Origin of the sequence: Streptomyces sp. NPDC096040, assembly GCF_040303265.1 — a bacterium.
Classification (GTDB): domain Bacteria; phylum Actinomycetota; class Actinomycetes; order Streptomycetales; family Streptomycetaceae; genus Streptomyces.
On record NZ_JBEOTA010000004.1, the window covers coordinates 185,092 to 210,496 of the forward strand.

Below are 25,405 nucleotides of genomic sequence, written 5' to 3' on the forward strand. Positions count from 1 at the left end.
GGCGGGGACGGGCGGGGGACGACGAGAACTGGGGGACCATCGATGGCACGGGAATCAGAACCGGAGGGGCCGGAGGGAGCGGAGGAGGCGGACGACGGCACGCCGGAGGTGCCCGGCACCCGGAAGAGAGCCGGCTGGGTCCGCCGGGCCCGGCGTATCGGGCTCGCCGCAGCCCTGCTCCTGGTCCTCCCTCTCCTCACCGCCGAGACCGCCCTCCGCGTCAACTACACCGGCGACCCGAAGCCCGGCGCCCACACCCGGGACAGGGACGCTCTCTGGCTCGGCCACGCCTGGGTCGACGGCCGTAGGACCGACGCCGACGTCACCGCCCTCGCCGCCCGGCTCGCGGACACCGGCATACGCGACCTCTACGTCCATGCCGGACCACTGGAGCACAACGGCACGCTGCCCAGAACGGCCTATTCCAAGGCCCGTTGGCTGATAACGGCCGTGCATCGAAAACTCCCCGGCGTCCGCGTCCAGGCCTGGCTCGGGGACGAGGTCGCGCCCGAGAAGCCGTACGCCATGCATCTGGAGAAGAAGGAGACGCGTGCCGCTGTCGTCAACTCGACCCGGCAGGTGATCGCCGCCGGCTTCGACGGGGTCCACTTCGACCTGGAGCCCCTGCACTCCGGCGACCGGAACTACCTCGCCCTTCTCGACGCCCTGCGCCCGGTGACCCCGCTGCTGTCCGTCGCCGCACACCAGATCGACCCGCTCCCGGCCTTTCACTCCTTCTGGGGTACCGTCACCGGTCATCCCAAGTGGTGGTCACAGGAATATTTCGGGCAAGTCGCCCGTCGGGTGGACCAGATCGCGGTGATGTCGTACGACACCATGCAGCCGCTGCAGAGCCTGTACGGCGGGTACGTCGCGCAGCAGACCAGCCTCGCGCTGGAGGTCACCCCGGCGGACACCGAACTCCTCATGGGGCTGCCCTTCTACCACGAGAACCGTTTCGGTCACCGGGCGCACGCGGAGACCGTGCCGGCGGCCGTGCGAGGGGTTCGGCTGGGACTGTCACGCACGGACGCGGATCGCGCTAACTTCGGCGTCGCCCTGTACGTCGACTTCGCCGCCACCGAGGATGACTGGACCTCTTATCGGAAGGACTGGGTTCGTACGTCATGACAACCGCTCGTGCCCACCTCACCCGTGACGACCTCGCTCCGCTCGCCCGCGAGGCCCTCGGCCGTGCCCCCGCCACCGCCACCCGGCTGCGCGGCGGCTCAAAGAAAGGCGTCTACCGGCTCGCCCTCGACAACGGCAGGACCGCGATCGCCTACGTCTGGTCCCCTGAGGAGGACTACTGGGGCCCCGCCACCGCCGACATCCGTGACCCCTTCTCGCACGCCTCAGGCCTCGGCCTCTTCCTGTCGGCCCACGACCGGCTGACCGAGCTCGGTGTGCGCACCCCGCACCTGCTGTTCGCCGACGAGGAGGCCGAGCACCTGCCCGTGTACTCGGCGGTCGTCGAGGACGTCCGCGGCGGCAGCCTGGAGACGCTGCTGCGCAGCGACCCGGGCGCGGCCCGGGTGCCGCTGGCCCGGCTGGCCGGGACGCTCGGCGTGCTCCGGGAGTGCGTGTCCCCCGGGTACGGCAAGGCCGCCCTGGTGGAGGAGGGCGGCAAACCGATCGGCAGCTCCTGCGAGCAGGTCGTCGCGGACCGGGCGGTGCGCGACATCGCGGAGGTCGCCGAGCGGGACCCCCGGGTGCGGGAGGTCCGCCAGGCGCTGTCGGAGCGGGTGAGGCAGCTCTACGACGCGGTGGAGCCGCGTGACCACGCCTCCCTCGTGCACGGCGAACTCGGCCCGGAGCACGTCCTGGTGACCGATGAGGGCGATCCCGCGCTCATCGACATCGAAGGCCTGATGTACTTCGACGCCGAGTGGGAGCACGTCTTCCTCCAGCACCGCTTCGGGCCCGCCTACGACGTGCTGCACGCCGCCGACCTCGACGAGGACCGCGTGGAGCTGTACCGGCTCGCGATGCACCTCAACCTCGTGGCCGGGCCGCTCAGGCTGCTCGACGGCGACTTCCCGGAGCGCGAACCGATGCGGGACGTCGCCGAGTTCAACCTCCAGCAGGCGCTCAGCCTCCTGAGGGGCGCCTCCTGATCTTCGAGCCGAGCCACACCAGCGGGTCGTACTTGCGGTCGACGGCCCGCTCCTTCAGGGGGATCAGGGCATTGTCGGTGATGTGGATGCCCTCGGGGCACACCTCCGTGCAGCACTTGGTGATGTTGCAGTAGCCGAGACCGTGTTCGTCCTGGGCCGTGCGCTTGCGGTCCAGGCCGGACGCCTCGGCCGCGTCCAGCGGGTGCATGTCCAGCTCCGCGACCCGCATGAGGAAACGCGGCCCGGCGAACGCAGTCTTGTTCTCCTCGTGGTCGCGGACGACATGGCAGGTGTCCTGGCACAGGAAGCACTCGATGCACTTGCGGAACTCCTGCGACCGGTCCACGTCCTCCTGGAACATCCGGTACTCGCCGGGCCCCACTCCGGCCGGCGGTACGAACGACGGTACCTCCCTGGCCTTCTGGTAGTTGAAGCCGACGTCCGTGACCAGGTCGCGGATCACCGGGAAGGCGCGCAGCGGGGTGACCGTGAGGGTCTCGTCCTGTTCGAAGACGGACATCCGGGTCATGCACATCAGACGCGGGCGGCCGTTGATCTCCGCCGAGCACGAACCGCACTTGCCCGCCTTGCAGTTCCAGCGGACGGCCAGGTCGGGGGCCTGGGTGGCCTGGATGCGGTGGATGATGTCCAGGACCACCTCGCCCTCGTTGACCTCGACCTTGAAGTCCTCCAGGCCGCCGCCCTCGACGTCGCCTCGCCACACCCTGAAGTGGGCCGTGTAGCCGCTCATTCGTACAGCTCCTCTTCGGCGAGGTACTTGACCAGCTCCTCCTTCTCGAAGAGGGCGAGCAGGTCGGGGCGGATGGGGTCGGTGGTCTCGCGGGTGAGGGTGATCTGGCCGCGCACCGGGTCGGTGGCCGCCGACCCGCCCGTGGGGTCGGCCGGCCGGCAGAGCAGATTGATCCGGCGCCAGTCGCGGTCCATCGTCGGATGGTCCTCGCGGGTGTGGCCGCCGCGTGACTCGGTGCGCTCCAGGGCCGCCCGGGCCACGCACTCGCTGACCAGCAGCATGTTCCGCAGGTCCAGGGAGAGATGCCAGCCCGGGTTGAACTGGCGGTGCCCCTCCACCCCGGCCCGGCGCGCCCGTACCCGCAGGGCGGCGAGCCGCTCCAGGGCCTGCTCCATCTCGCCCTCCCGGCGGATGATGCCGACCAGGTCGTTCATGGACTGCTGGAGCTCCTGGTGGAGGGTGTACGGGTTCTCCGGCGGGCCCGCGTCGGGTTGCTCGCTCTCGGCGGAGAACGGCCGCAGGGCCTCCGCGGCCGCCGAGTCGACCTGGATGTCGTCCACCGTCGGCCGTACGTCGAGATCCGCCGCGTAGTCGGCCGCGTGCCAGCCCGCCCGGCGCCCGAACACCAGCAGGTCGGACAGGGAGTTGCCGCCGAGCCGGTTGGAGCCGTGCATACCGCCGGCCACCTCGCCGGCCGCGAACAGCCCCGGTACCCCGCGCGCCGCCGCCGTGTCGGAGTCCACCGCGACCCCGCCCATCACGTAGTGGCAGGTCGGCCCGACCTCCATCGCCTCCGCCGTGATGTCGACGTCCGCCAGCTCCTTGAACTGGTGGTACATGGACGGCAGCCGGCGCCGGATCACCTCGGCCGGCATCCGCGTCGACACGTCCAGGAAGACCCCGCCGTGCGGGGAGCCGCGGCCCGCCTTCACCTCGGAGTTGATGGCGCGGGCCACCTCGTCGCGGGGGAGCAGCTCCGGGGGACGCCGGTTGTGGTCCGGGTCCTCGTACCAGCGGTCGCCCTCCTCCTCGGACTCGGCGTACTTCTCCTTGAAGACGTCCGGGATGTAGTCGAACATGAACCGCTTGCCCTCGGAGTTGCGCAGCACCCCTCCGTCGCCGCGCACCGACTCCGTGACCAGGATCCCCTTGACCGACGGCGGCCAGACCATGCCCGTCGGGTGGAACTGCACGAACTCCATGTTGAGCAGGGGCGCCCCGGCCAGCAGGGCGAGCGCGTGCCCGTCGCCGGTGTACTCCCACGAGTTCGACGTCACCTTGAAGGACTTGCCGATACCACCGGTCGCGACCACCACGGCGGGCGCTTCCAGGACGAAGAAACGGCCGGACTCCCGCTCGTACCCGAAGACACCGGAGACACGCGAGCCATTTTTCAGAATCCTCGTGACCGTGCACTCCTGGAAGACCTTCAGCCGGGACTCGTAGTCGCCGGTCTCCTTCTCGTCCTCCTGCTGGAGCGAGACGATCTTCTGCTGCAGGGTCCGGATCAGCTCGAGGCCCGTGCGGTCGCCGACATGGGCGAGGCGCGGGTACTCGTGGCCGCCGAAGTTGCGCTGGGAGATCTTCCCGTCCTTCGTACGGTCGAACAGGGCGCCCCAGGTCTCCAGCTCCCAGACCCGGTCCGGGGCCTCCTTGGCGTGCAGTTCGGCCATCCGCCACTGGTTGAGGAACTTGCCGCCGCGCAGGGTGTCGCGGAAGTGGACCTGCCAGTTGTCGTGCTCGTTGACGTTGGCCATGGCCGCCGCGATACCGCCCTCGGCCATCACCGTGTGCGCCTTGCCGAACAGCGACTTGCAGATCACCGCCGTACGGGCACCCCGCTCGCGTGCCTCGATCGCGGCGCGCAGTCCGGCGCCGCCGGCACCGACCACGACGACGTCCCACTCCTGCCGGTCCACCACGGGCATCAGAAAAACCTCGGATCGTCGAAGGCACCGGACGCGACGAGAAAGACGTAGAAGTCGGCGAGCGCCACGCTCACCAACGACGCCCAGGCGAGCAGCATGTGCCGGGCGTTGAGCCGGCCGACGAACTGCCACGCCTTGTAGCGCACGGGGTGTTTGGAGAAGTGCTTGAGCTTGCCGCCTACGATGTGCCGACAGGAGTGGCAGGACAGGGTGTACGCCCAGATCAGCACGATGTTGACCAGGAAGACCAGGGTGCCGAGGCCCATGTGGCCCCAGTTCTCGTGTGTGTCCCGGAAGGACAGCACCGTGTCGTAGGTCAGTACGCAGGCGACCAGGAGCGCGGCGTAGAAGAAGTACCGGTGGATGTTCTGCAGGATCAACGGGAAGCGGGTCTCACCGGTGTACTTCGCGTGCGGTTCGGCCACCGCGCAGGCCGGCGGGGACGCCCAGAAGCTGCGGTAGTACGCCTTGCGGTAGTAGTAGCAGGTCAGGCGGAAGCCCAGCGGGAAGATCAGGATGATGATCGCCGGGGAGATCGCCCACCAGCTGCCGAAGAGGTCGGCGTTCGGGCCCGAGGGCATGGTCTTGCAGTTCTCGGCCAGACAGGGCGAGTAGAACGGCGAGACGTACGGCGCCGAGTAGTAGTCCGCGTTCGCGAAGGCGCGCCAGGTCGAGTACACGATGAACGCGAACAGACCGGCCGCGGTGACGGCGGGTGCCAGCCACCAGCGGTCGGTCCGCAGGTGCGGGGCGGAGATCGCGGCGCGCGTACGGGTGCGTACGCCGCCGCTGTTCGGATGTGGTTCCGTACCAGTGGCCAACGGATGACTCCGGTCGGTTCGGGGGTCGGGGGCCTGCGGGGAGCGCTGCTACGGTGCGCGCCGGTCGCGGGCGCCGAGGCCCTCGTCGTCCGTGTCCGTCCACAGGTTGATGTCGTACGGGTCGTCGGAGATGGTGACGAGTTCGGGGCGTTTGCCAGGGGCGCCGGTCTTGGCCGTCTCCCGCAGCAGGGCCACGCTCTCGCGCAGGTGATCGGCGTCGGTGCGGACGCGGCGCATCTCCAGTCCGCCGCTCCCTAGCTGCTGCTCCAGGCGGCCGACGGACCGGTTCAGGTCCTCCAGGCAGCGCTGAACTGACGTCAGGTCGTCTTGCACGGACATGACGTGACCTCACTTCCGCGGACTTCACTGTCCAAGGTGGCAACGTTCATGCGCCTGCGAGTGTTGCGCGTCACACCTGCTGATGTGAAGGCATGTGCAGCGATTGGCGGATTGCGCGCCTTCGTCGCACGCCCGCACGCGCTCTGTGTGCGCCGGGGAGGGGCGCCGGTGCGGAGGGTGCCGGCCCGTGCGCCGCCCGGGTGGGCGTTGCGCCGCCCGGGTGGGCGTTGGGCCGCACGGGTGGCCTTTGGCAGCCCCCGCCGCCGTGTCGTCCCCAGCCGACGGACCCCGTCCATTTCAGTGGGGTCCGTACTTCTGAGTACATGTGATCAACTCCAAAATACCCCCAAATGTGAACAAACCCCACCCGTGTCACCGGGGCTCCCGGAGGTAGCAGAGATGTCTCACCACGGCGTCGGACCCAGGCCTGGCCGCAGTGCGGTCATGCGCTCGGTCACTTTTCTGACCGCGGGTGCGCTCGCGGTGCCGTTCCTCACGGGCTGCGGCTCCGACGACGAGGGGAGCAAGCCGCTGGCCGGACAGGACATCGCGGCGGTCGCCCGTGACGCGGTCGCCGAGGGCGGCACCCTGAAGTGGGCCGTGGACGCCGTGCCGGAGACCCTCAACACCTTCCAGGCCGACGCCGACGCGGGCACCACCCGGGTCGCCCAGGCCGTCCTGCCGTCGATGTTCACCATCGACGCCACCGGCCGGCCGGTCCGCAACCCCGACTACCTGGAGTCCGCGAAGGTCATCGAGACCGAACCGCGCCAGGTCGTCCTCTACAAGCTCAACCAGCAGGCCGTCTGGAGCGACGGCCGGGAGATCGGCGCCGCCGACTTCGCCGCCCAGTGGCGGGCCCTGTCCGGCAAGGACTCCGCCTACTGGACCGCCCGCAACGCCGGCTACGACCGCATCGCCAAGATCGAGCGCGGCGCCAACGACCTGGAGGTCCGGGTCACCTTCGAGCGGCCGTACGCCGACTGGAAGTCGCTGTTCTCGCCGCTCTACCCGAAGGAGGTCATGGGCACCCCGGACGCCTTCAACGACGGCGCCCGCAGGAAGCTCGCGGTCACCGCGGGACCCTTCAAGGTCGACAAGGTCGACACCGCCAAGAAGGACGTGATCCTCACCCGCAACCCGCGCTGGTGGGGCCGCCCGGCCAAGCTCGACGAGATCGACCTGCACGCCGTGTCCCGCGAGAAGCGGGCCACCGCGCTCGCCGCCGGCACGGCCGACGTCGCCGACATCGACGCCTCCGAGGCCCAGCGGATCACCATCGCCGGACGGGACAAGGGCACCGGCACGCCGTTGCAGGGCGCCGGGAAGACCTCCGCGAAGAAGCTGCGCTCCTGGGCGCTCACCCTCGGCATGGACGAGGAGAAGCTGCCCAAGGGGCCGAAGAAGCTCCGCAAGACCATCGCGAAGTGGCTGGAGCAGCAGCAGGAACTGCGCGACTTCGAGGTCCGCAAGTCCCTGGAGCCCGCCTACACACAGCTCTCCCTGAACGGCTCCGAGGGTCCCCTCGCCGACGAGCGGGTGCGCCGGGCCGTCGCCCGTGCCCTCGACCGCGAGACGCTCGCCAAGCTGGTGCTCACCCCGCTGGGGCTGCCCGCCGTCCCGGTCGGCAGCCACCTCGCCCTGTCCGGGCAGTCCGCCTACGCCGACAGCAGCGGGGCGATCGGCGGCCTCGACACCCACGAGGCGCAGGCGCTGCTCGCCGACGCGGGATGGGTGGCCGGCGGCCCGATCAAGGCCGGGGGCAAGGCGGCCGGCGCGGAGGACGAGAACGGCGCCAAGGGAGGGAAGGGCGACAAGGGCGACAAGGGAGACAAGAGCGACGACTCCGAGGGCGGGAGCGACGGGCAGTACATCGTCGGGGAGGACGACAAGGGCCCCGACGGCAAGGACACCCGCGACCACCAGAAGGACCACGCCCACGGGGCGCCCGGGGCGTACGCGCCGAAGGGAACGGCCGCGCCCAAGGGGGCGCAGGCCGCGTCCGCGCCGCTGGCCAAGGACGGCCAGGCGCTGAGCCTGCGGTTCGTGCTGCCGTCGGGCCCGGGGTCCAAGACGCTCCAGGAGGTCGCCGAGCGGATCCGGCAGATGCTGGCGACGGTCGGGATCCAGGCCGAGATCAGCAAGGTCTCCGACGACAGCTACTTCAAGGACCACATCGCGTCCGGGCAGTACGACCTCGCGTTGTACTCGTGGCCGTCGTCCGCGTTCCCGGCGACGGACGCACGGCCGATCTACGCGAAGCCGGTGCCGGCGGCCGACGGGTCGCTGAACGTCGAGCAGAACTACACGAGGGTGGGCACCGACCAGGTGGACCAGCTCTTCGACCAGGCCCTCGGGACGCTGGACGAGGACGAGGCGGACGGGCTGCTGCGGAAGGCGGACTCGCGGATCTGGGCGTCGGCCGGGTCGCTGCCGCTGTACCAGAGGCCGCAGATCGTGGGGGTGCGGAAGAGTCTGGTGAACGTGGGGGCGTTCGGGTTCCAGACGCCGGTCTACCAGGACATGGGTTTCCTGAAGAAGGGGGCGAAGGTGTCGGCGAGCCCCAGCAAGGGGTAGGCCAGGGGGTGGGGGAGCGGATTCGCGGTCGGGTGCGGCCGGATTGTTGCTGGTCGCACCGTTGCCCGCGCTGTCAGGAGGTCGGCCCGGCGAGCCCACGCTGGATAGTGCCCGTACCATGGGGTGAGGCCGTGGCGTGTTCAGCCCGGCAGGGTGCGCGTAACACCGATGTACGCGCAAGCCCCTTCCTCATACTCCGGGAGTACGCCGCACCATGGCCACGCGCCACGACATCCGCAACGTCGCCATCGTCGCCCACGTCGACCACGGCAAGACGACCCTCGTCGACGCCATGCTGAAGCAGGCCGGTGCCTTCGCCGCGCACGCCGCCGAGTCGCTCGACGACCGCATGATGGACTCCAACGACCTGGAGCGTGAGAAGGGCATCACGATCCTGGCCAAGAACACGGCCGTGAAGTACCACCCGAAGGACGGTGGCGAGGTCGTCACCATCAACATCATCGACACCCCGGGCCACGCCGACTTCGGCGGCGAGGTCGAGCGCGGTCTGTCGATGGTGGACGCGGTGGTGCTGCTCGTCGACGCCTCCGAGGGCCCGCTGCCGCAGACCCGCTTCGTGCTGCGCAAGGCGCTCCAGGCCCGGCTCCCCGTCATCCTGTGCATCAACAAGACGGACCGCCCCGACTCGCGCATCGACGAGGTCGTCAACGAGGCCTACGACCTCTTCCTCGACCTCGACGCCGACGAGGACCAGATCGAGTTCCCCATCGTCTACGCCTGTGCGCGTGACGGTGTGGCCTCGCTGACCAAGCCGGAGGACGGCACCGTCCCGGCCGACAGCGACAGCCTGGAGCCGTTCTTCTCCACGATCCTGTCCCACGTCCCGGCTCCCGAGTACGACGAGGCCGCCCCGCTCCAGGCGCATGTCACCAACCTGGACGCGGACAACTTCCTCGGCCGTATCGCGCTGCTCCGGGTCGAGCAGGGCGAGCTGCGCAAGGGCCAGACCGTCACGTGGATCAAGCGCGACGGCACGATGGCCAACGTCCGTATCACCGAGCTGCTGATGACCGAGGCGCTCACCCGCAGGCCCGCCGAGATGGCAGGCCCGGGTGACATCTGCGCGGTCGCCGGTATCCCGGACATCATGATCGGCGAGACCCTCGCCGACCCCGAGAACCCCATCCCGCTGCCGCTGATCACGGTCGACGAGCCCGCGATCTCGATGACCATCGGTACGAACACCTCGCCGCTGGTCGGCCGCGGCGGCACCGGCAAGGGCGCCGACGCGAAGGCGGCCGTCAAGGACCGCAAGGTCACCGCCCGCCAGGTCAAGGACCGCCTCGACCGCGAGCTGGTCGGCAACGTCTCGCTCCGCGTGCTCGACACCGACCGCCCGGACGCCTGGGAGGTCCAGGGCCGTGGTGAGCTCGCGCTCGCCATCCTGGTCGAGCAGATGCGCCGTGAGGGCTTCGAGCTGACCATCGGCAAGCCGCAGGTCGTCACCAAGCAGGTCGAGGGCAAGACGTACGAGCCCGTCGAGCGCATGACGATCGACGTCCCCGAGGAGCACATGGGTGCGGTCACGCAGCTCATGGGCGTCCGCAAGGGCCGGATGGACAACATGTCCAACCACGGCTCCGGCTGGGTCCGCATGGAGTTCGTGGTGCCGTCCCGCGGTCTCATCGGCTTCCGTACCGAGTTCCTGACCGGTACGCGCGGCACGGGCATCGCCCACTCCATCCACGAGGGCCACGAGCCGTGGTTCGGCGTCCTGACGACCCGTAACAACGGCTCGCTCGTCGCCGACCGCGCCGGCGCCGTCACCGCGTTCGCGATGACGAACCTCCAGGAGCGCGGCGTGCTGTTCGTGGACCCCGGCACCGAGGTGTACGAGGGCATGATCGTCGGCGAGAACTCGCGCTCCGACGACATGGACGTGAACATCACCAAGGAGAAGAAGCTCACCAACATGCGGTCGTCGTCGGCCGACTCGTTCGAGGCGATCGTCCCGCCGCGCAAGCTCTCCCTGGAGCAGTCACTGGAGTTCTGCCGTGACGACGAGTGTGTCGAGGTGACCCCGGAGGCCGTTCGCATCCGCAAGGTGAACCTGGACGCCCGTGAGCGGGCCCGCGCCGCCAGCCGCGCCAAGCACGGCTGATTCACACCACCGCACGAAGGTGCCGGGCACTCCGCAACGCGGGGTGCCCGGTTTTCCTTTGCCGCGGAGGTAGGGAAATCCCTAGTTCTTTTTCCGGATCCGTAGAGGACGGGTGGGACGGCGCTAGTCTGCTGACGGTGTGCAGCCTGTCTGGCCCTGCATACGGCTCGCGGTTCCGCAACTGGATTTTCATGCGGCTCGCGTTCGGTATACGAACATTCAGGCCCGATAGATGTGTAACAAGCCCGTTTCGCAGGGATCTTTCGGCAAACCCTTTGTCCGTATTTTGGAAGATGTACGCGTCAGGTGTGATCGAACCGAGACCTTGTGAGTGTGGTTCGGCCATGGCCCATGGCAGATAGTTAGGCGCGTAGAACTCGGATCAACGGGTTGCGCCGTAGGCGGCGTCGACTCGCGAGTACGGGGAGTACACCTCACCATTTCAGGCGCCGGTGACGGCGGAGTGTCGTGTTCTTCCCTCTGCGGTGAATCAATGGACTCATGAGGAGGAGCCCCATGCGTGGTGCCAAGAGCGCCAAGTGGGTTGCGATAGCCGCCGTTGTGGCGCTGGGTGCGACGGCCTGTGGTGGCGGGGGGAACGACGACACCTCGGGCAAGGGCAAGGGCGATGGCGTCGTGTCGGTGGAGATCGGCGAACCGCAGAACAGCCTGGTTCCCACCAACACGTACGAGACCGAGGGCGGCCAGGTCATCAACGCCCTCTTCACGGGTCTGACCAAGCTTGACGCCGACAACAAGGTCGTCAACGCCATGGCGGAGTCGATCGAGTCCAAGGACAACAAGGTCTGGACGATCAAGCTCAAGTCGGGCTACACGTTCCACAACGGCGAGAAGGTCACCGCCCAGTCCTTCGCCGACGCCTGGAACTACGGCGCCAACCAGACCAACGCCCAGCAGACGAACCCGCTGTTCAGCCACATCCAGGGCTACGCGGACCTGAACCCGGGCGAGGGCAAGAAGCCCAAGACCGACAAGCTGTCCGGCCTGAAGGTGATCGACGACAACACCCTCCAGGTCACCCTGAGCGGCGCTTTCTCGGCGTTCCCGTCGCAGCTGTCCTTCACCGCGTTCGTCCCGCTGCCCAAGGTGTTCTTCAAGGACCCGAAGGGCTTCGGCGAGGCCCCCATCGGTAACGGCCCCTTCAAGATGAAGGGCACGTTCAAGCACAACGAAGAGATCGACACCACGAAGTACGACAAGTACCCGGACGCCTCGAAGATCGAGGTCAAGGGTGTGAACTTCAAGGTGTACTCCAACCTCGACACCGCCTACAAGGACCTCGTCGCCGGCAACCTCGACAGCCTGCTGACGATCCCCACCTCGGGTCTGCCGACCTACCACAAGGACCTGCCGGGCCGTTACATCGACGAGGCCGACTCGGCCGTCGGTTACATCGGCTTCCCGATCAAGTACAACAAGGCCTTCCAGAACGCGGACCTCCGCAAGGCCATCTCCATGTCGATCGACCGCAAGACGATCGCGGACAAGATCTTCCTCGGTGCCCGTACGCCCGCGGACGACTACATCAGCCCGATCGTCGACGGCTACCGCAAGGGCGCCTGCGGCGACGCCTGCACGCTGAACCCGACCGAGGCCAAGGCGCTCTACAAGAAGAGCGGCGGCCTGCCGGGCAACACGCTGGAGATCGGTTACAACGCGGACGGCGGCCACAAGGAGTGGGTCGAGGCGGTCGCGAACCAGATCCAGCAGAACCTGGGCATCAAGGTCACGGCCAAGCCGTTCGAGCAGTTCCAGACCATCCTGAACGACCTGGACGCCAAGAAGTACCAGGGCGCGTTCCGTATGGGCTGGAGCATGGACTACCCGGACATGGAGGACTACCTCCGTCCGATCTTCTCGAAGGACGCCATCACCAACGGCTCCAACTACGCCGGCTACGTCAACGAGGACTTCGAGAAGCTCCTCGTCCAGGGCGACCAGGCCGCGACGCACGAGGAGGCCGTGAAGAAGTACCAGGCGGCGGACGACGTCCTGCTCAAGGACATGCCGTACATCCCGGTGTACTTCTACACGATGAACGCTGGCTTCAGCGACAAGATCAAGTCGATGAAGGTCGCCGGTCACCAGATCCTGTGGGACACGGTCAAGCTCAGCTGACCAGGTTCTGAGCAGTCCTGACACAGAGCGGCACGGGGTGAGCAGGGGGAGGAACACCCTTCCCCTGCTCACCTCTGCTGCCGTCTCCCGTCCGACCGTGCCACTCCCTCCGGCCACGGTCGGGTCGAGCACCCCCCTCTGGAGTACCCATGGGCCGATACGTCGTTAGGCGTCTCCTGCAGGTGATCCCTGTGGTGATAGGCGTCACGTTCATCATCTTCTGCCTGGTCTTCGCTCTGCCCGGCGACCCGATCCAGGCACTGGCCGGCGACAAGCGAGCCGACCCCAACATCGCGGCGATCCTTCGCGCGCACTACCACCTCAACGAGCCGCTCTACCAGCAGTACTGGCACTACATCAGCGGCGTCTTCACCGGTGACCTCGGGGAGACGTACAACGGCCGTGCCATCTCGGACATCGTCTCGGAGCGGTTCCCGGTCACCCTGAAGCTGGGACTGACGGCGTTCGCCATCGAGGCCGTGATCGGCATCTTCGCGGGCATCTTCTCCGCCCTGAAGAAGGGCAAGTTCATCGACAACGTCGTGCTGATCTCGACGCTCGTCCTGATCTCGATCCCGGTCTTCGTACTCGGCAGCGTGCTCCAGCTGGAGTTCGGCGTGAACCTGAAGGCCACGCCGGTCGCCGGCATCGAGAAGGGCTGGCCGCAGAGTTACATCCTCCCGGCCATCGTGCTCGCCTCGACCTCCATGGCCTACATCGCCCGCCTGGTGCGGACGAGCATGACCGAGTCGATCCGTGCCGACTACGTCCGCACCGCGATAGCCAAGGGCCTGCCGCAGCGACGGGTCATCGGCGTACACGCGCTGCGCAACTCCTTGATTCCGGTGGTCACCTTCCTGGGCTTCGACCTCGGTGCTCTCATGGGTGGTGCCATCATCACCGAGCGCGTGTTCAACATGCCCGGCATCGGCGGTCAGCTGGCCCAGTCCGTGTATCTGCGCGAGCGGCCGGTCGTCGTCGGTCTGGTGACCCTGCTGGTACTGATCTACCTGGTCGCCAACCTCCTCGTAGACCTGATGTACGCCGTGCTCGACCCGAGGATCCGTTATGAGTGAGAAGACGATAGAAAGGCCCACCACCGACGAGGCCGCCATCGCCAAGGAGATCGAGGCCGAGGAGAAGGCCGCGGCCCGGCAGGCGAGCCTGCTCAAGGACGGCTGGGCGGATCTGCGCAAGCGGCCCATGTTCCTCGTGACGGCGTTCATCATCGTGTGCCTGCTCGCGCTGGCGATCGCCCCCAGCCTGTTCACCGGGCGCTCCCCGTTCTCGGACGGCTTCTGTCAGCTGCAGAACTCGATGAACGGTCCGTCGGCGGGGCACCTGTTCGGCTACGACGTCCAGGGCTGCGACATCTACACGCGGACCGTGTACGGCACCCGCAACTCGATCGTCGTCGGTGTGGTGACGACCGTGGCCACCACCCTGATCGGCGGTCTGCTGGGCATGCTGGCCGGTCTGATCGGCGGCTGGATCGACGCGCTCCTGTCCCGCATCACCGAGGTCTTCTCGGCCCTGCCGCTCATCATCGGCGGTCTGCTGATCATGTCGATCTGGGGCGGCGGCGACGTGTGGTCGGTGTCGTTCATCATGGCGATCCTCGGCTGGCCGCAGGTCTTCAGGATCATGCGTGGTGAGGTCATCTCCAACAAGTACAACGACTACGTGATGGCCGCCCGTGCGCTGGGCGCGGACTCGGGGCGGATCGCCTTCCGGCACATTCTGCCGAACACGCTCGCCCCGGTCATCGTCATCACCACGATGAACCTCGGCGTCTACATCGCGGCCGAGGCCGCGCTGTCCTACCTGGGCATCGGCATCCAGTACCCGAACATCTCCTGGGGCGTCATGATCAGCGACGCTCAGGACCGGTTCCTCACCAACCCGCACGCACTGATGTTCCCGGCAGGTGCCCTGAGCATCACGGTGCTGGCGTTCATCGTGCTCGGCGACGTGGTTCGCGACGCCTTCGACCCCAAGACGCGCTGAGGGAGGCGTACGTGACCATCATCGACCCGACGGACGCCGTCCCGGCTCCGCGCCCCGGCGACCCGGAGCGCACCGGCCCACTGCTTGAAGTGCGCGATCTGCACGTGGAGTTCCAGACCCGCGAGGGAGTCGTCCGCGCCGTCAACGGCGTCAACTACTCCGTCAACTCGGGGGAGACCCTCGCCGTGCTCGGCGAGTCCGGCTCCGGCAAGTCCGTGACCGCGCAGGCGATCATGGGTATCCTCGACATGCCGCCGGCCCGCATTCCCCAGGGGGAGATCCTCTTCTACGGCAAGGACATGCTCACCATGTCCGGCGAGGAGCGGCGCAAGCTGCGCGGCGCCCGGATCGCGATGATCTTCCAGGACGCGCTGTCCGCGCTCAACCCAGTACTCAGCGTGGGCTACCAGCTGGGCGAGATGTTCCGCGTCCACCAGGGCCTGTCCCGCAAGGAGGCCAAGGCCAAGGCCGTGGAGCTGATGGACCGGGTGAAGATCCCGGCCGCCGCGGCGCGGGTGAACGACTACCCACACCAGTTCTCCGGCGGTATGCGCCAGCGCATCATGATCGCCATGGCGCTCGCCCTGGAACCGGACCTGATCATCGCCGACGAGCCGACGACGGCCCTCGACGTGACGGTCCAGGCCCAGGTGATGGACCTGCTCGCGGAGCTGCAGCGCGAGTACCAGATGGGCCTGATCCTCATCACCCACGACCTCGGTGTCGTGGCGGACGTGGCCGACAAGATCGCCGTGATGTACGCGGGCCGGATCGTGGAGACCGCGCCGGTGCACGAGCTGTACAAGCGCCCCGCGCACCCCTACACCCGCGGTCTGCTGGACTCCATCCCGCGCCTGGACCAGAAGGGTCATGAGCTCTACGCGATCAAGGGGCTGCCGCCCAACCTGCTGAAGGTGCCGAGCGGCTGCGCCTTCAACCCACGCTGCGACAGGGCGCAGGACCTCTGCCGCACCGACCGCCCGACGCTGGTCCCGGTGACCGAAGAGGACGGCACGGAACTGCCGGGCCGCGCGAGTGCGTGCCACTTCTGGAAGGAGACGATCCATGGCTGAGTCGACCAAGACCGACGGGCCGGCGGACGCGACGCCGAACGTCTCCGACGTGGACGTCGCGGACGTGCACTCCGAGGCCGAGGCGGTCGCCGCCCTCGATGCGCCGGTGGAGCGGGGCGAACCGATCCTGCAGGTGCGCAACCTGGTCAAGTACTTCCCGCTGACGCAGGGCATCGTCTTCAAACGGCAGATCGGCGCCGTGAAGGCCGTCGACGGCGTCTCCTTCGACCTGTACCAGGGCGAGACCCTGGGCATCGTGGGTGAGTCCGGCTGCGGCAAGTCGACGGTGGCCAAGGTCCTGATGAACCTGGAGCGGGCGACAGCCGGCGAGGTCTTCTACAAGGGCCAGGACATCACCCGGCTGTCCGGCAGGGCGCTCAAGGCCGTCCGCCGCAACATCCAGATGATCTTCCAGGATCCGTACACCTCGCTCAACCCCCGGATGACGGTGGGCGACATCATCGGCGAGCCCTTCGACATCCACCCCGAGGTGGCACCGAAGGGCGACCGGCGCCGCAAGGTGCAGGAGTTGCTGGACGTCGTCGGTCTGAACCCGGAGTACATCAACCGGTATCCGCACCAGTTCTCCGGCGGTCAGCGCCAGCGCATCGGCATCGCGCGCGGCCTGGCGCTCAACCCGGAGATCATCATCTGCGACGAGCCGGTGTCCGCGCTGGACGTGTCCGTCCAGGCCCAGGTCATCAACCTGATGGAGCGACTGCAGGACGAGTTCAACCTGTCCTACATCTTCATCGCCCACGACCTGTCGATCGTCCGGCACATCTCGGACCGGGTCGGGGTCATGTACCTCGGCAGGATTGCCGAGATCGGCTCCGACGAGCAGATCTACGAGCACCCGACACACCCCTACACCCAGGCGCTGCTGTCGGCCGTGCCCGTGCCCGACCCGCAGGACCGGGAGCAGCGCGAGCGGATCATCCTGACCGGCGACGTGCCGTCCCCGGCCAACCCGCCGTCCGGCTGCCGCTTCCGCACCCGCTGCTGGAAGGCGCAGGACAAGTGCGCCACGGAGACGCCGCTGCTGGCGATCCCCGAGCGCTTCGAGGGCTCGGACTCCCCGGCGGCCCACGAGTCGGCGTGCCACTTCGCCGAGGAGAAGGACATCGTCCACGCGGCCTGACGCGCACGACGACACCGTCCCGGTTCCCGGCCCCCGCACAGGGCGCCGGGAACCGGTGTTTTCGGATGTCCTGCGAGGAGAGAAGTCCCGGTGCTGCATCACATCGAGCTATGGGTGCCCGATCTGCCCCGCGCCGTCGGCGAATGGGGCTGGCGGCTGGGCCGGCTCGGCTACCGCCCGTACCAGGAATGGGAGCACGGCCGCAGCTGGCGGCTCGGTCCGGCCTATCTGGTCGTCGAGCAGTCGCCGGCGATGACCGCGGACGCGCACGACCGGATGCGACCGGGGCTCAACCACCTCGCGTTCCACGCCGGAATACCCGCACCGAGGTCGACGCCCTGGCCGGCGCCGCGTCGGTGTACGGCTGGTCCCTGCTCTTCGCCGACCGCCACCCGCACGCCGGCGGCCCGGGGCACTACGCCGCGTACCTCGCCAACAGCGGCGGTTTCGAGGTCGAGTTGGTCGCCGGGGACGTGACGCCCCCGCTCACGTCGTGACCTGGGCCCGTGCCCAGTGGCACGCCACCTGCGGCTCGCCGCTGCCGTCCAGTACCTCCAGGTCCCGGGACCGGCAGGCGTCCGCCACTCCGGCCAGCTCGGCCTCCCCGCTCGCCAGCACCTGGCACCGCGCGTGGAAGCGGCAACCGGAGGGGATGCGGGACGGGTCCGGGGGTTCCCCGCTCAGCACCACCGGGTCGCCCGGCGCCTCCGGGAGAACTGATAGCAGGGCCTGGGTGTACGGGTGCCGAGGAGCCGTCAGGACCTGCTCCACGTCCCCCGCTTCCACGATCCGCCCCAGGTACATCACCGCGACCCGGTCGGCGATGTTCCATGCCAGGCCCAGGTCGTGCGTGACCACCAGGGCGGACAGGCCCAGTTCGGAGCGCAGACGCAGCAGCAGGGCCAGGATCTCGCCGCGCACCGAGGCATCGAGCGAGGCCACCGGCTCGTCCGCGATGATCAACTCGGGTGCCAGGACCAACGCGCCCGCGATGACGACCCGTTGCCGCTGGCCCCCGGACAGCTCGTGCGGGTAGCGCAGGAAGAAGCGCTCGGGCGGTCGCAGCCCCGCGTGCGCGAGCGCCTCGGCGACCGCCGCCCGCTCGTCGCCCGTACGGCCGTGGATCCGCAGGCCCTCGGCCACCGCGTCGTACACCGTGTGCCGCGGGTTCAGCGCGCCCGTCGGGTCCTGCAGCACCAGCTGGACGCGTCGGCGGTACGCCTTCAGCGCCCGGGAGGAGTACTCCAGCGGCCGGCCGGCGAAGGAGATCCGGCCCGCGGCTGGCGTCACCAGCCCGAGCAGCGAGCGCGCCAGCGTCGTCTTGCCGCAGCCCGACTCGCCGACCAGCGCCACGATCTCCCCGGCCCCGATGTCGAGTCGTACGCCGTCCACGGCCCGGGCCGGGGCGGCGCCGTGCCGTCCGGGGAAGGTCACCCGCAGGCCCTCGGCGCTCAGCAGCGGCGCTGGACTCGTCGTCATGTCGTGCTCCTCACGTCCCGCGCCGGACCGGCCGGGGGCGGCACCACCGCCCCCAGGTGCACACAGGCCGCCCGCCGCCCCGGCCCCGCCTCCCGTGGCCACTGGTCCTCGACGGCGCACACCTCCAGGGCGACCGGGCAGCGCGGGTGGAAGGCACAGCCGGCGGGCAGCGCGGCCGGATCGGGCGGGTCGCCCGCCAGGCCGCCCGGGGCGAACCGGGAGGCCGGGTCGCCGAGGCGCGGGAACGCCGCCGACAGGGCCTTGGCGTACGGATGCCGGGCGTCCTCGTAGACATCCCTGGCGGGCCCCTCCTCGACCACCCGTCCCGCGTACATCACGGCCAGCCGGTCGCAGGTGTCGGCGAGCACCGTGAGGTCGTGGCTGATCAGGATCAGGCCCAGCTCCTGCCCGCTGACGAGCTGTTCGATCAGCCGGAGGATCTGGGCCTGGATCATCACGTCCAGGGCGGTGGTCGGCTCGTCGGCGATGATCAGCCGCGGGTCACAGGCCAGTGCCATGGCGATCATGACGCGCTGGCGCTGGCCGCCGGAGAGTTCGTGCGGATACGCCCGCGCCCGTGCGGCCGGCAGGCCGACCTGTTCCAGCAACTCGCCGGTACGCTTGCGCGCCGCCGCCGGGGTCGCCTTGCCGTGCAGCAGGATCGGCTCGGCGATCTGGTCGCCGACCCGGTGCACGGGGTTGAGCGAGTGCATGGCGCCCTGGAAGACGATCGAGGCGCCCGCCCAGCGGACCGCGCGCACCCGCCCCCACCGCATGGTCAGGACATCCTCCCCGTGGAGCAGGATCTCCCCGCCGACCCGGGCGCCGGCGGGCAGCAGCCGCAGCAGCGCCAGCGCCAGCGTCGACTTGCCGCAGCCGGACTCACCGGCGATCCCCAGCTTCCGGCCGGCCTCCAGCGACAGGTCCACGCCCCGTACGGCGGCGGCCCCGCCGGGGTACGTCACACTCAGGTCCCGGACCTCCAGCAGTGTCAACGGGCCACCCCCAGCCTGGGATTGAGCACGGACTCGACCGCCCGCCCGCACAGCGTGAACGCGAGCGCGACCAGGGCGATGGCAAGGCCGGGCGGCACCAGGTACCACCAGTCGCCGGCACTGACCGCGCCCGCCTCGCGCGCGTCCTGCAGCAGCCCGCCCCAGGAGATGACCGTCGGATCGCCGAGGCCGAGGAAGGCCAGTGTCGCCTCGGCGAGCACCGAGGAGGAGATCATCAGGGTCGTCTGGGCGAGGACGAGCGGCATCACGTTGGGCACGACGTGCCGGGTCATGACGTGCCAGTGCCCGCCGCCGAGGGCCCTGGCCCGTTCGATGTACGGCCGTGACTCCACCGCGAGCGTCTGGGCCCGCACCAGACGGGCCGTGGTGGGCCAGGAGGTGACGCCGATGGCGAGGATCACCGTCCCCAGCGAGCGGGACATCACGGTGGCCAGCGCGATGGCGAGCACCAGCGTCGGCATCACCAGGAACCAGTCCGTGATCCGCATCAGCACGGTCGCGTACACACCCCGGAAGTGTCCGGCGGAGATGCCCACGACCGCGCCGATCGCCACTGACAGCACGGCCGCGAGCAGCCCGACCAGCAGAGAGACCCGGGAACCCCAGATCACCAGGCCCAGCAGATCGCGCCCGAACCGGTCGGTGCCCAGCAGGAACTCACCGCTCGGCGGCTCCAGCGGAGCGCCCGGGGCATCGGTCACGCCGGTCACACCGGAGCCGACCGTCAGCGGCGCGGTCAGCGCGACCAGCCCGAACAGGAGGAGCGCGGCCAGGCCGGCCAGCCCGGCGCCGTGCGTGCGGTAGCGCTGCCAGAACCGGACGGCGGAGCGGCGGCGGCGCTGCCAGGCCAGTGCGCGCGGTCCGGGGGCGGTGTCGGTCGTCATCGGGCCACCCGGGGGTCGAGCAGCGGATACAGCAGGTCGGCCAGTGTATTCATGACGATCACCGCCGCGGCGAAGAAGAGGAACAGCCCCTGTACCAGGGGCAGATCGGGGACGCTCAGGGCCTGGTAGAACAGTCCGCCGAGGCCCGGCCAGGAGAAGACGGTCTCGACCAGGATGACGCCCGCGACGGTCCGGCCCAGGTTGACGAAGACCAGGGTGACCGTGGGCAGCAGAGCGTTGGGCACCGCGTGGCGGCGGCGCACCAGGTCGTCCCGCAGGCCCTTGGCGCGGGCGGTCGTCAGATAGTCGCTGCCCATCTCGTCGAGCAGCGCCGAGCGTGTGACCAGCAGCGTCTGCCCGTACTCGACCGCGACCAGCGTGATCACCGGCAGGACCAGATGGTGGGCGACGTCGACGGCGTAGGCGAAGCCCTCCTTGCCGCCCGACTCCATGCCGCCGGTGGGGAACAGCCCCGGGACGGGGCCGAGGCCCACGCCGAAGACGATGATGAGCAGCAGGCCGAGCCAGAACGACGGGACGGAGTACAGCGTCAGCGCCAGCCCGGTGTTCAGCCGGTCGCCGAGACGGCCGTGCCGCCAGGCCGAGCGGGTACCGAGGAACATTCCGAGCGCGGTGTAGAGCACGAACGCGGTGCCGGTCAGCAGCAGCGTGTTCGGCAGCGCCTCGGTGATCTTGTCGAGGACCGGTGTGCGGAACTGGTACGACGTGCCGAAGTCACCGGTGAGCGCCTTGCCGCAGTAGTTGGTGAACTGCTGCCACAGGGGCAGGTCGAGTCCGAACTCCTTGCGGTACTCGGCGAGTTGTCCGGCCGACACGGCGCGGCCGCCGGTCATCGTCTTGACCGGGTCGCCCGGGATCAGGCGGAACAGGAAGAAGCCGGTGACGAGGACGGCGAGCAGCGAGGCGACGGCACCGCCCGCCTTGGCGGCCCCGTACCGCAGATACGAGGCCGTGACGCGCGGTCCGCGGGTCGCCGGCCCGGTTCCCGCCGGTCCGGCGGCCCGGCCGGCCGGGGTGGACGCTGATTCGGAGGCCGCTGGGTGCATGGGCTACTCGCGGTCGTCGACGGTGGTGCGGCGGCGCCTGGCCAGAAACAGCCCGGCCCCGGCGAGGACCACGACACCCGCGACGACCCCGATCACAATCCCGGTCGAGCTGCCCCCGGAGGAGGATCCGGAGTCCGCCGGGACGGCCGACCACCAGCTCCAGTAGCCGTCCTGCCCGTAGATGCTGCCGGCGGCCCTGGGCATCGTCTCGATTGACTTGATCTGGTCGGTGCGGTAGGCCTCGACGGCGTTCGGGTACGCCATGACGTTCATGTACCCCAGGTCGTACAGCCGTGACTCCATCTGCTGGACGAGATCGGCCCTTTTGGCCGAGTTGTACTCGGCGAGCTGCTGGGCGTACAGGCCGTCGTACGTCTTGTCGCAGATGAAGTTGTCGGTCGCGCCGGTGTCCTTCGGCGTGGCGGGCAGGGCGGCGCAGGTGTGGATGGACAGCACGTAGTCCGGGTCGGGGTTGACGGACCAGCCGTCGAAGGCGAGGTCGTACGTGCCGGCGAGCCAGGGGTCGGTGACGTTGTCCAGGCAGTCGAGCGTCATGCCGATGCCGAGCTTGGCCCACCACTCCTTGAGGTACTGGCCCACGGCCTTGTCGTTGGGGTCGGTGGCGTGACACAGGACCCGGTAGTTCAGCGGTCTGCCGTCCTTGCCGACCCGTTTGCCGTCGGCGTTCTTCTTGTAGCCCGCCTGGTCGAGGAGTTGGGCGGCCTTGGCGGGGTCGTAGGCGAGTTCCTGGCTCGCCGACGGCTTCCAGAAGTAGGTGGAGAAGCGCGGCGGGATGTACCCCTGACCCTCGACCGCGTGTCCCTGGAACACCTTGTCGATGATGGTCTTGCGGTCGACGGCCAAGAACAGCGCGTGCCGCACCCGCTCGTCCAGCAGCGACGGGTCGCCGTCGCCGAACTTCTGGCCGTTCCTGGCCTGTGCGCCCGGGTTGGTGGCGAGGGCGTAGAAGCGCCGGCCGGGGGCGTCGTTGACCTTGATGTCCTTCCGGCCCTTGAGGGAGGCCGCCTGAGCGGGTGTCAGGGCGGGCTGGCCCGCGACGAAGGAGACCTCGCCCTTGCGCAGGGCGGCCACGGCGGCGTCCTGGTCCTTGTAGTACTTGAAGACCAGCTCGTCGAACTTGGGTGCCCCGCGCCAGAAGCTCTTGTCGGCTTTCAGCCGGACGTAGCTGTCCGCCTTGTAGTCGGTGAGGACGAACGGTCCGTCACCGACCACGGGGAAGGACTTGTCGTTGTTGAACTTCGAGAAGTCGGAGACGTTCTTCCAGATGTGCTCGGGCACGATCGGCACGTCGAGCGCGGTCATCGTCGCCTGCGGCTTCTTCAGCTCGATGACCAGTTTGGTGGGACTCGGGGCCGTCACCTTGCGGAAGTTGGTGACGAAGCTGCCGTTCGCGGTGGCGGCCGCCTCGTCCGTCATCAGCTTGTCGAACGTCCATGCGGCGTCCGCGGCGGTCACCTTCTGTCCGTCCGACCACTTCGCGTCGGAGCGGATCGTGTACGTCCAGGTGAGATTGTCCGCGGACGGCGACCAGCTGGTGGCCAGGCCCGGGACCGGGTGGGCGTCTCCGGGGTCGTAGTCGGTCAGGTACTCGTAGGTCAGCCGCAGGATGCTCGTGCTGAGCAGCCGTACGGCCAGGAAGGGACTCAGCGAGTCGACGCTCTGGGCGACCGCCACGGTGAGCACCTTCTTGCCGGAGGCGGCCTGCGCCGTCTGGGGCGCGGGATCGAGAGGGGTCGCGAGGCCGGCCGAGAAGGTCAGTGCGAGCACGCCGGTGGCCGCCACCAGCCGGGGTGCACGCGAGCGGGGACTTCTCGCGTGTGAACGTCTTGCGCCGTGCTGGTCCTGTGTGCTCATGAAATCGTGACCTCGCGTCATCGCTCGTACCGGGACGGCTTGTCGGGACCTCGGGACCGGGATTTCGCCTGGTGACGCCAGCTGGGTGATGAGTGTGTCTATCAGCGCCGGTCTGTGTGCGTCAACGGCGCCTGAGTCCGGCGTGGCCTGCGGAAACGGCGACCTGACGGGCGATGGTGCCGATATTGGTCCAGACCGGTGAAGGGGCCCTGGTGAGACGCTGGCGCCGCACTGGCCGGATTCCGCCGACGTGATGATCCCGTGGCCTGCGGGTGCCACGGATGCGGCTCCCGGCCGCCCCATCGTTGCGCCCTGCGAATCGGCATCCGGACAGATTGTCCTGCAAATGGGCGTGCCGAATGTGCATAGTGCGCTGATTGCTCCGATATTGACCGGTAGTAACGGATCACCCTTCACGGAGGAGGCACGCCATGCGTTCAGCCACGCACGCCCGATGGGCGGCCTGCGCGGTGGTGACGGCGCTCGCCGCCACGTCCTGCGGGGGCGGCGGCAGCAGCGGTGGCGGCGGAGGCGGCAGCGCCGTACTCAGCTCCTCCTGGGGCGACCCGCAGAATCCCCTGGAGCCCGCCAACACAAACGAGGTCCAGGGCGGCAAGGTCCTCGACATGATCTTCCGGGGCCTGAAGAAGTACGACCCGAAGACCGGCAAGGCCCAGGACATGCTCGCCCAGAAGATCGACACGAGCGACTCGCAGAACTACAAGATCACCGTCAAGGACGGCTGGACCTTCTCCAACGGCGAGAAGGTGACCGCCAGGTCCTTCGTCGATGCCTGGAACTACGGGGCGAGCCTCAAGAACAACCAGAAGAACGCGTACTTCTTCGGGTACATCGAGGGATACGACAAGGTCCACCCCGACAGCGGCAGCCAGAGCGCCGACACGCTCTCCGGTCTGAAGGTCGTCGACGACAGGACCTTCACCGTGCAGCTCAACCAGAAGTTCTCCAGCTTCCCGGACACCCTCGGCTACGCGGCCTTCGCCCCGCTGCCCCGGGCCTTCTTCACCGACCACGCCGGCTGGCTGAAGCGGCCGGTCGGCGACGGGCCGTACGCCATCGAGTCGTACACCAAGGGATCGCAGATGTCCCTGAAGAAGTGGGACGGCTACCCCGGTGCCGACAAGGCGCAGAACGGCGGAGTGACCCTCAAGGTCTACACGGACAGCGACACCGCCTACACCGACCTGATCGCCGGCAACCTCGACCTCGTCGACGACGTCCCTGCCTCACAGCTGAAGAACGTGAAGAACGACCTCGGTGGTCGATACATCAACACTCCCGCCGGCATCATCCAGACCCTCGCCTTCCCCTACTACGACAGCGCCTGGAACCAGAGTGGATCGGAAAAGGTCCGCACCGGGCTCTCCATGGCCATCAACCGGAAGCAGATCACCGACACCATCTTCCAGAACACCCGCACCCCGGCCACCGACTGGACCTCCCCGGTGCTCGGCCTGGTGGGCGGCTTCAAGGAGGGGCTGTGCGGGAGCGCCTGTGACTACGACCCGGCCCAGGCCAAGAAGCTCATCCAGGAGGGCGGGGGACTGCCCGGCGGCCAGCTCAAGATCACGTACAACGCCGACACCGGCTCGCACAGGATGTGGGTGGACGCCGTGTGCAACTCCATCAACAACGCGCTCGGCAACGACAAGGCGTGCGTCGGGAACCCGGTGGGCACCTTCGCCGACTTCCGCAACCAGATCGGCCAGCACAAGATGACCGGGCCGTTCCGTGCGGGCTGGCAGATGGACTACCCGCTCATCCAGAACTTCCTCCAGCCGCTCTACTACACCAACGCCTCCTCCAACGACGGCAAGTGGTCCAACAAGGACTTCGACAAGCTCGTCGACCAGGCCAACGCCGAGACCGACACCGGCAAGGCCGTCGGAACCTTCCAGAAGGCCGAGGAAGTCGTCCGCGACAACATGGCCGCCATTCCGCTCTGGTACCAGAACGGCAGCGCGGGCTACGCGGAGCGGCTCTCGAACGTGGCTCTCAATCCGTTCAGCGTCCCCGTGTACAACGAGATCAAGGTCAGCTGACGCGGC

The 25,405-nt window shown here is 68.7% G+C and carries 19 protein-coding genes and 1 pseudogene; 11 read left to right on the top strand and 9 right to left on the bottom strand.

Annotation, left to right across the window (positions count from 1 at the left end):
• Positions 1-42 precede the first annotated feature (42 nt).
• Positions 43-1,131 carry a glycosyl hydrolase family 18 protein gene (locus ABTY98_RS06370; RefSeq protein ID WP_352219717.1) on the top strand — a complete coding sequence of 363 codons (1,089 nt, stop codon included), beginning with the start codon at positions 43-45 and terminating at the stop codon, positions 1,129-1,131.
• A complete protein-coding gene (locus tag ABTY98_RS06375; protein ID WP_352219718.1) occupies positions 1,128-2,117 on the top strand; it encodes a phosphotransferase family protein in 990 nt (329 codons plus the stop codon). The genes ABTY98_RS06370 and ABTY98_RS06375 overlap by 4 nt, the downstream gene beginning before the upstream one ends.
• Here ABTY98_RS06375 and ABTY98_RS06380 read toward each other — a convergent pair.
• From ABTY98_RS06380 to ABTY98_RS06395, 4 genes are read right to left on the bottom strand one after another with little or no spacing between them, the layout of a single operon-like run.
• Entirely contained in the window at positions 2,092-2,868 is a 777-nt protein-coding gene (locus tag ABTY98_RS06380) for a succinate dehydrogenase/fumarate reductase iron-sulfur subunit (protein ID WP_352219719.1), read from the bottom strand. The two genes, ABTY98_RS06375 and ABTY98_RS06380, sit on opposite strands and share 26 nt — an antisense overlap.
• Positions 2,865-4,796 carry a fumarate reductase/succinate dehydrogenase flavoprotein subunit gene (locus tag ABTY98_RS06385; RefSeq protein ID WP_352219720.1) on the bottom strand — a complete coding sequence of 644 codons (1,932 nt, stop codon included), beginning with the start codon at positions 4,794-4,796 and terminating at the stop codon, positions 2,865-2,867. Before ABTY98_RS06385 ends, ABTY98_RS06380 begins: the two co-directional genes overlap by 4 nt.
• Complete coding sequence (gene sdhC / locus ABTY98_RS06390; protein ID WP_352219721.1) at positions 4,796-5,617, bottom strand: succinate dehydrogenase subunit SdhC; 822 nt, start codon at positions 5,615-5,617, stop codon at positions 4,796-4,798. Before sdhC ends, ABTY98_RS06385 begins: the two co-directional genes overlap by 1 nt.
• Before the next feature lie 48 nt (positions 5,618-5,665).
• Positions 5,666-5,956, bottom strand: a complete 291-nt coding sequence (locus ABTY98_RS06395) for an Rv0250c family protein (protein WP_352219722.1) — start codon at positions 5,954-5,956, stop codon at positions 5,666-5,668.
• Positions 5,957-6,355: 399 nt separating this feature from the next.
• On the opposite strand from ABTY98_RS06395, the gene ABTY98_RS06400 reads away from it, so the two are divergent.
• From ABTY98_RS06400 to ABTY98_RS06435, 8 genes and pseudogenes are all read left to right on the top strand, one after another.
• Positions 6,356-8,533 (top strand): ABC transporter family substrate-binding protein, encoded by a 2,178-nt coding sequence (locus tag ABTY98_RS06400; RefSeq protein WP_352219723.1) that lies wholly within the window; start codon positions 6,356-6,358, stop codon positions 8,531-8,533.
• 214 nt (positions 8,534-8,747) lie between these two features.
• Positions 8,748-10,655, top strand: coding sequence for a translational GTPase TypA (gene typA / locus ABTY98_RS06405; protein WP_352219724.1), 1,908 nt, complete (start codon positions 8,748-8,750; stop codon positions 10,653-10,655).
• Positions 10,656-11,171: 516 nt separating this feature from the next.
• Positions 11,172-12,794: a peptide ABC transporter substrate-binding protein gene (locus tag ABTY98_RS06410; RefSeq protein WP_352219725.1), complete on the top strand. Its 1,623-nt coding sequence runs from the start codon at positions 11,172-11,174 to the stop codon at positions 12,792-12,794.
• A gap of 149 nt (positions 12,795-12,943) precedes the next feature.
• The gene (locus ABTY98_RS06415; RefSeq protein ID WP_352219726.1) at positions 12,944-13,870 is read left to right on the top strand and encodes an ABC transporter permease; all 927 of its coding nucleotides are present in this window, start codon (positions 12,944-12,946) and stop codon (positions 13,868-13,870) included.
• The gene (locus ABTY98_RS06420) at positions 13,863-14,801 is read left to right on the top strand and encodes an ABC transporter permease (RefSeq protein ID WP_352219728.1); all 939 of its coding nucleotides are present in this window, start codon (positions 13,863-13,865) and stop codon (positions 14,799-14,801) included. The genes ABTY98_RS06415 and ABTY98_RS06420 overlap by 8 nt, the downstream gene beginning before the upstream one ends.
• A gap of 11 nt (positions 14,802-14,812) precedes the next feature.
• Positions 14,813-15,874, top strand: a complete 1,062-nt coding sequence (locus ABTY98_RS06425) for an ABC transporter ATP-binding protein (RefSeq protein ID WP_352219729.1) — start codon at positions 14,813-14,815, stop codon at positions 15,872-15,874.
• Positions 15,867-17,015, top strand: a complete 1,149-nt coding sequence (locus ABTY98_RS06430) for an ABC transporter ATP-binding protein (RefSeq protein WP_352219730.1) — start codon at positions 15,867-15,869, stop codon at positions 17,013-17,015. The genes ABTY98_RS06425 and ABTY98_RS06430 overlap by 8 nt, the downstream gene beginning before the upstream one ends.
• 90 nt (positions 17,016-17,105) lie before the next feature.
• Positions 17,106-17,512: pseudogene (locus ABTY98_RS06435) on the top strand (VOC family protein).
• Here the strand turns inward: ABTY98_RS06435 and ABTY98_RS06440 are convergent.
• From ABTY98_RS06440 to ABTY98_RS06460, 5 genes are read right to left on the bottom strand one after another with little or no spacing between them, the layout of a single operon-like run.
• Entirely contained in the window at positions 17,502-18,494 is a 993-nt protein-coding gene (locus ABTY98_RS06440; protein WP_352219731.1) for an ABC transporter ATP-binding protein, read from the bottom strand. The pseudogene ABTY98_RS06435 and the gene ABTY98_RS06440 sit on opposite strands and share 11 nt — an antisense overlap.
• Positions 18,491-19,489, bottom strand: coding sequence for an ABC transporter ATP-binding protein (locus tag ABTY98_RS06445; RefSeq protein ID WP_352219732.1), 999 nt, complete (start codon positions 19,487-19,489; stop codon positions 18,491-18,493). Before ABTY98_RS06445 ends, ABTY98_RS06440 begins: the two co-directional genes overlap by 4 nt.
• The gene (locus ABTY98_RS06450; RefSeq protein ID WP_352219734.1) at positions 19,486-20,394 is read right to left on the bottom strand and encodes an ABC transporter permease; all 909 of its coding nucleotides are present in this window, start codon (positions 20,392-20,394) and stop codon (positions 19,486-19,488) included. The genes ABTY98_RS06445 and ABTY98_RS06450 overlap by 4 nt, the downstream gene beginning before the upstream one ends.
• A complete protein-coding gene (locus tag ABTY98_RS06455) occupies positions 20,391-21,461 on the bottom strand; it encodes an ABC transporter permease (RefSeq protein ID WP_352219735.1) in 1,071 nt (356 codons plus the stop codon). The genes ABTY98_RS06450 and ABTY98_RS06455 overlap by 4 nt, the downstream gene beginning before the upstream one ends.
• A gap of 3 nt (positions 21,462-21,464) precedes the next feature.
• Positions 21,465-23,336, bottom strand: a complete 1,872-nt coding sequence (locus ABTY98_RS06460) for an ABC transporter substrate-binding protein (protein ID WP_352219736.1) — start codon at positions 23,334-23,336, stop codon at positions 21,465-21,467.
• Between the two features lie 431 nt (positions 23,337-23,767).
• Between ABTY98_RS06460 and ABTY98_RS06465 the strand changes: the two genes are divergently transcribed.
• Positions 23,768-25,399: a peptide ABC transporter substrate-binding protein gene (locus tag ABTY98_RS06465; protein ID WP_352219737.1), complete on the top strand. Its 1,632-nt coding sequence runs from the start codon at positions 23,768-23,770 to the stop codon at positions 25,397-25,399.
• Positions 25,400-25,405: the final 6 nt, after the last annotated feature.

Excerpts from the sequence above, each read along its gene's own strand:
- ABTY98_RS06410 (WP_352219725.1), top strand. The coding sequence starts at position 11,172 with ATGCGTGGTGCCAAGAGCGCCAAGTGGGTTGCGATAGCCGCCGTTGTG.
- ABTY98_RS06400 (WP_352219723.1), top strand. The coding sequence starts at position 6,356 with ATGTCTCACCACGGCGTCGGACCCAGGCCTGGCCGCAGTGCGGTCATG.
- ABTY98_RS06370 (WP_352219717.1), top strand. The coding sequence starts at position 43 with ATGGCACGGGAATCAGAACCGGAGGGGCCGGAGGGAGCGGAGGAGGCG.
- typA (WP_352219724.1), top strand. The coding sequence starts at position 8,748 with ATGGCCACGCGCCACGACATCCGCAACGTCGCCATCGTCGCCCACGTC.
- ABTY98_RS06420 (WP_352219728.1), top strand. The coding sequence starts at position 13,863 with ATGAGTGAGAAGACGATAGAAAGGCCCACCACCGACGAGGCCGCCATC.
- ABTY98_RS06375 (WP_352219718.1), top strand. The coding sequence starts at position 1,128 with ATGACAACCGCTCGTGCCCACCTCACCCGTGACGACCTCGCTCCGCTC.
- ABTY98_RS06455 (WP_352219735.1), bottom strand. The coding sequence starts at position 21,461 with ATGCACCCAGCGGCCTCCGAATCAGCGTCCACCCCGGCCGGCCGGGCC.
- ABTY98_RS06440 (WP_352219731.1), bottom strand. The coding sequence starts at position 18,494 with ATGACGACGAGTCCAGCGCCGCTGCTGAGCGCCGAGGGCCTGCGGGTG.
- ABTY98_RS06465 (WP_352219737.1), top strand. The coding sequence starts at position 23,768 with ATGCGTTCAGCCACGCACGCCCGATGGGCGGCCTGCGCGGTGGTGACG.
- ABTY98_RS06415 (WP_352219726.1), top strand. The coding sequence starts at position 12,944 with ATGGGCCGATACGTCGTTAGGCGTCTCCTGCAGGTGATCCCTGTGGTG.
- ABTY98_RS06430 (WP_352219730.1), top strand. The coding sequence starts at position 15,867 with ATGGCTGAGTCGACCAAGACCGACGGGCCGGCGGACGCGACGCCGAAC.
- ABTY98_RS06460 (WP_352219736.1), bottom strand. The coding sequence starts at position 23,336 with ATGAGCACACAGGACCAGCACGGCGCAAGACGTTCACACGCGAGAAGT.
- ABTY98_RS06395 (WP_352219722.1), bottom strand. The coding sequence starts at position 5,956 with ATGTCCGTGCAAGACGACCTGACGTCAGTTCAGCGCTGCCTGGAGGAC.
- ABTY98_RS06450 (WP_352219734.1), bottom strand. The coding sequence starts at position 20,394 with ATGACGACCGACACCGCCCCCGGACCGCGCGCACTGGCCTGGCAGCGC.
- ABTY98_RS06380 (WP_352219719.1), bottom strand. The coding sequence starts at position 2,868 with ATGAGCGGCTACACGGCCCACTTCAGGGTGTGGCGAGGCGACGTCGAG.
- ABTY98_RS06385 (WP_352219720.1), bottom strand. The coding sequence starts at position 4,796 with ATGCCCGTGGTGGACCGGCAGGAGTGGGACGTCGTCGTGGTCGGTGCC.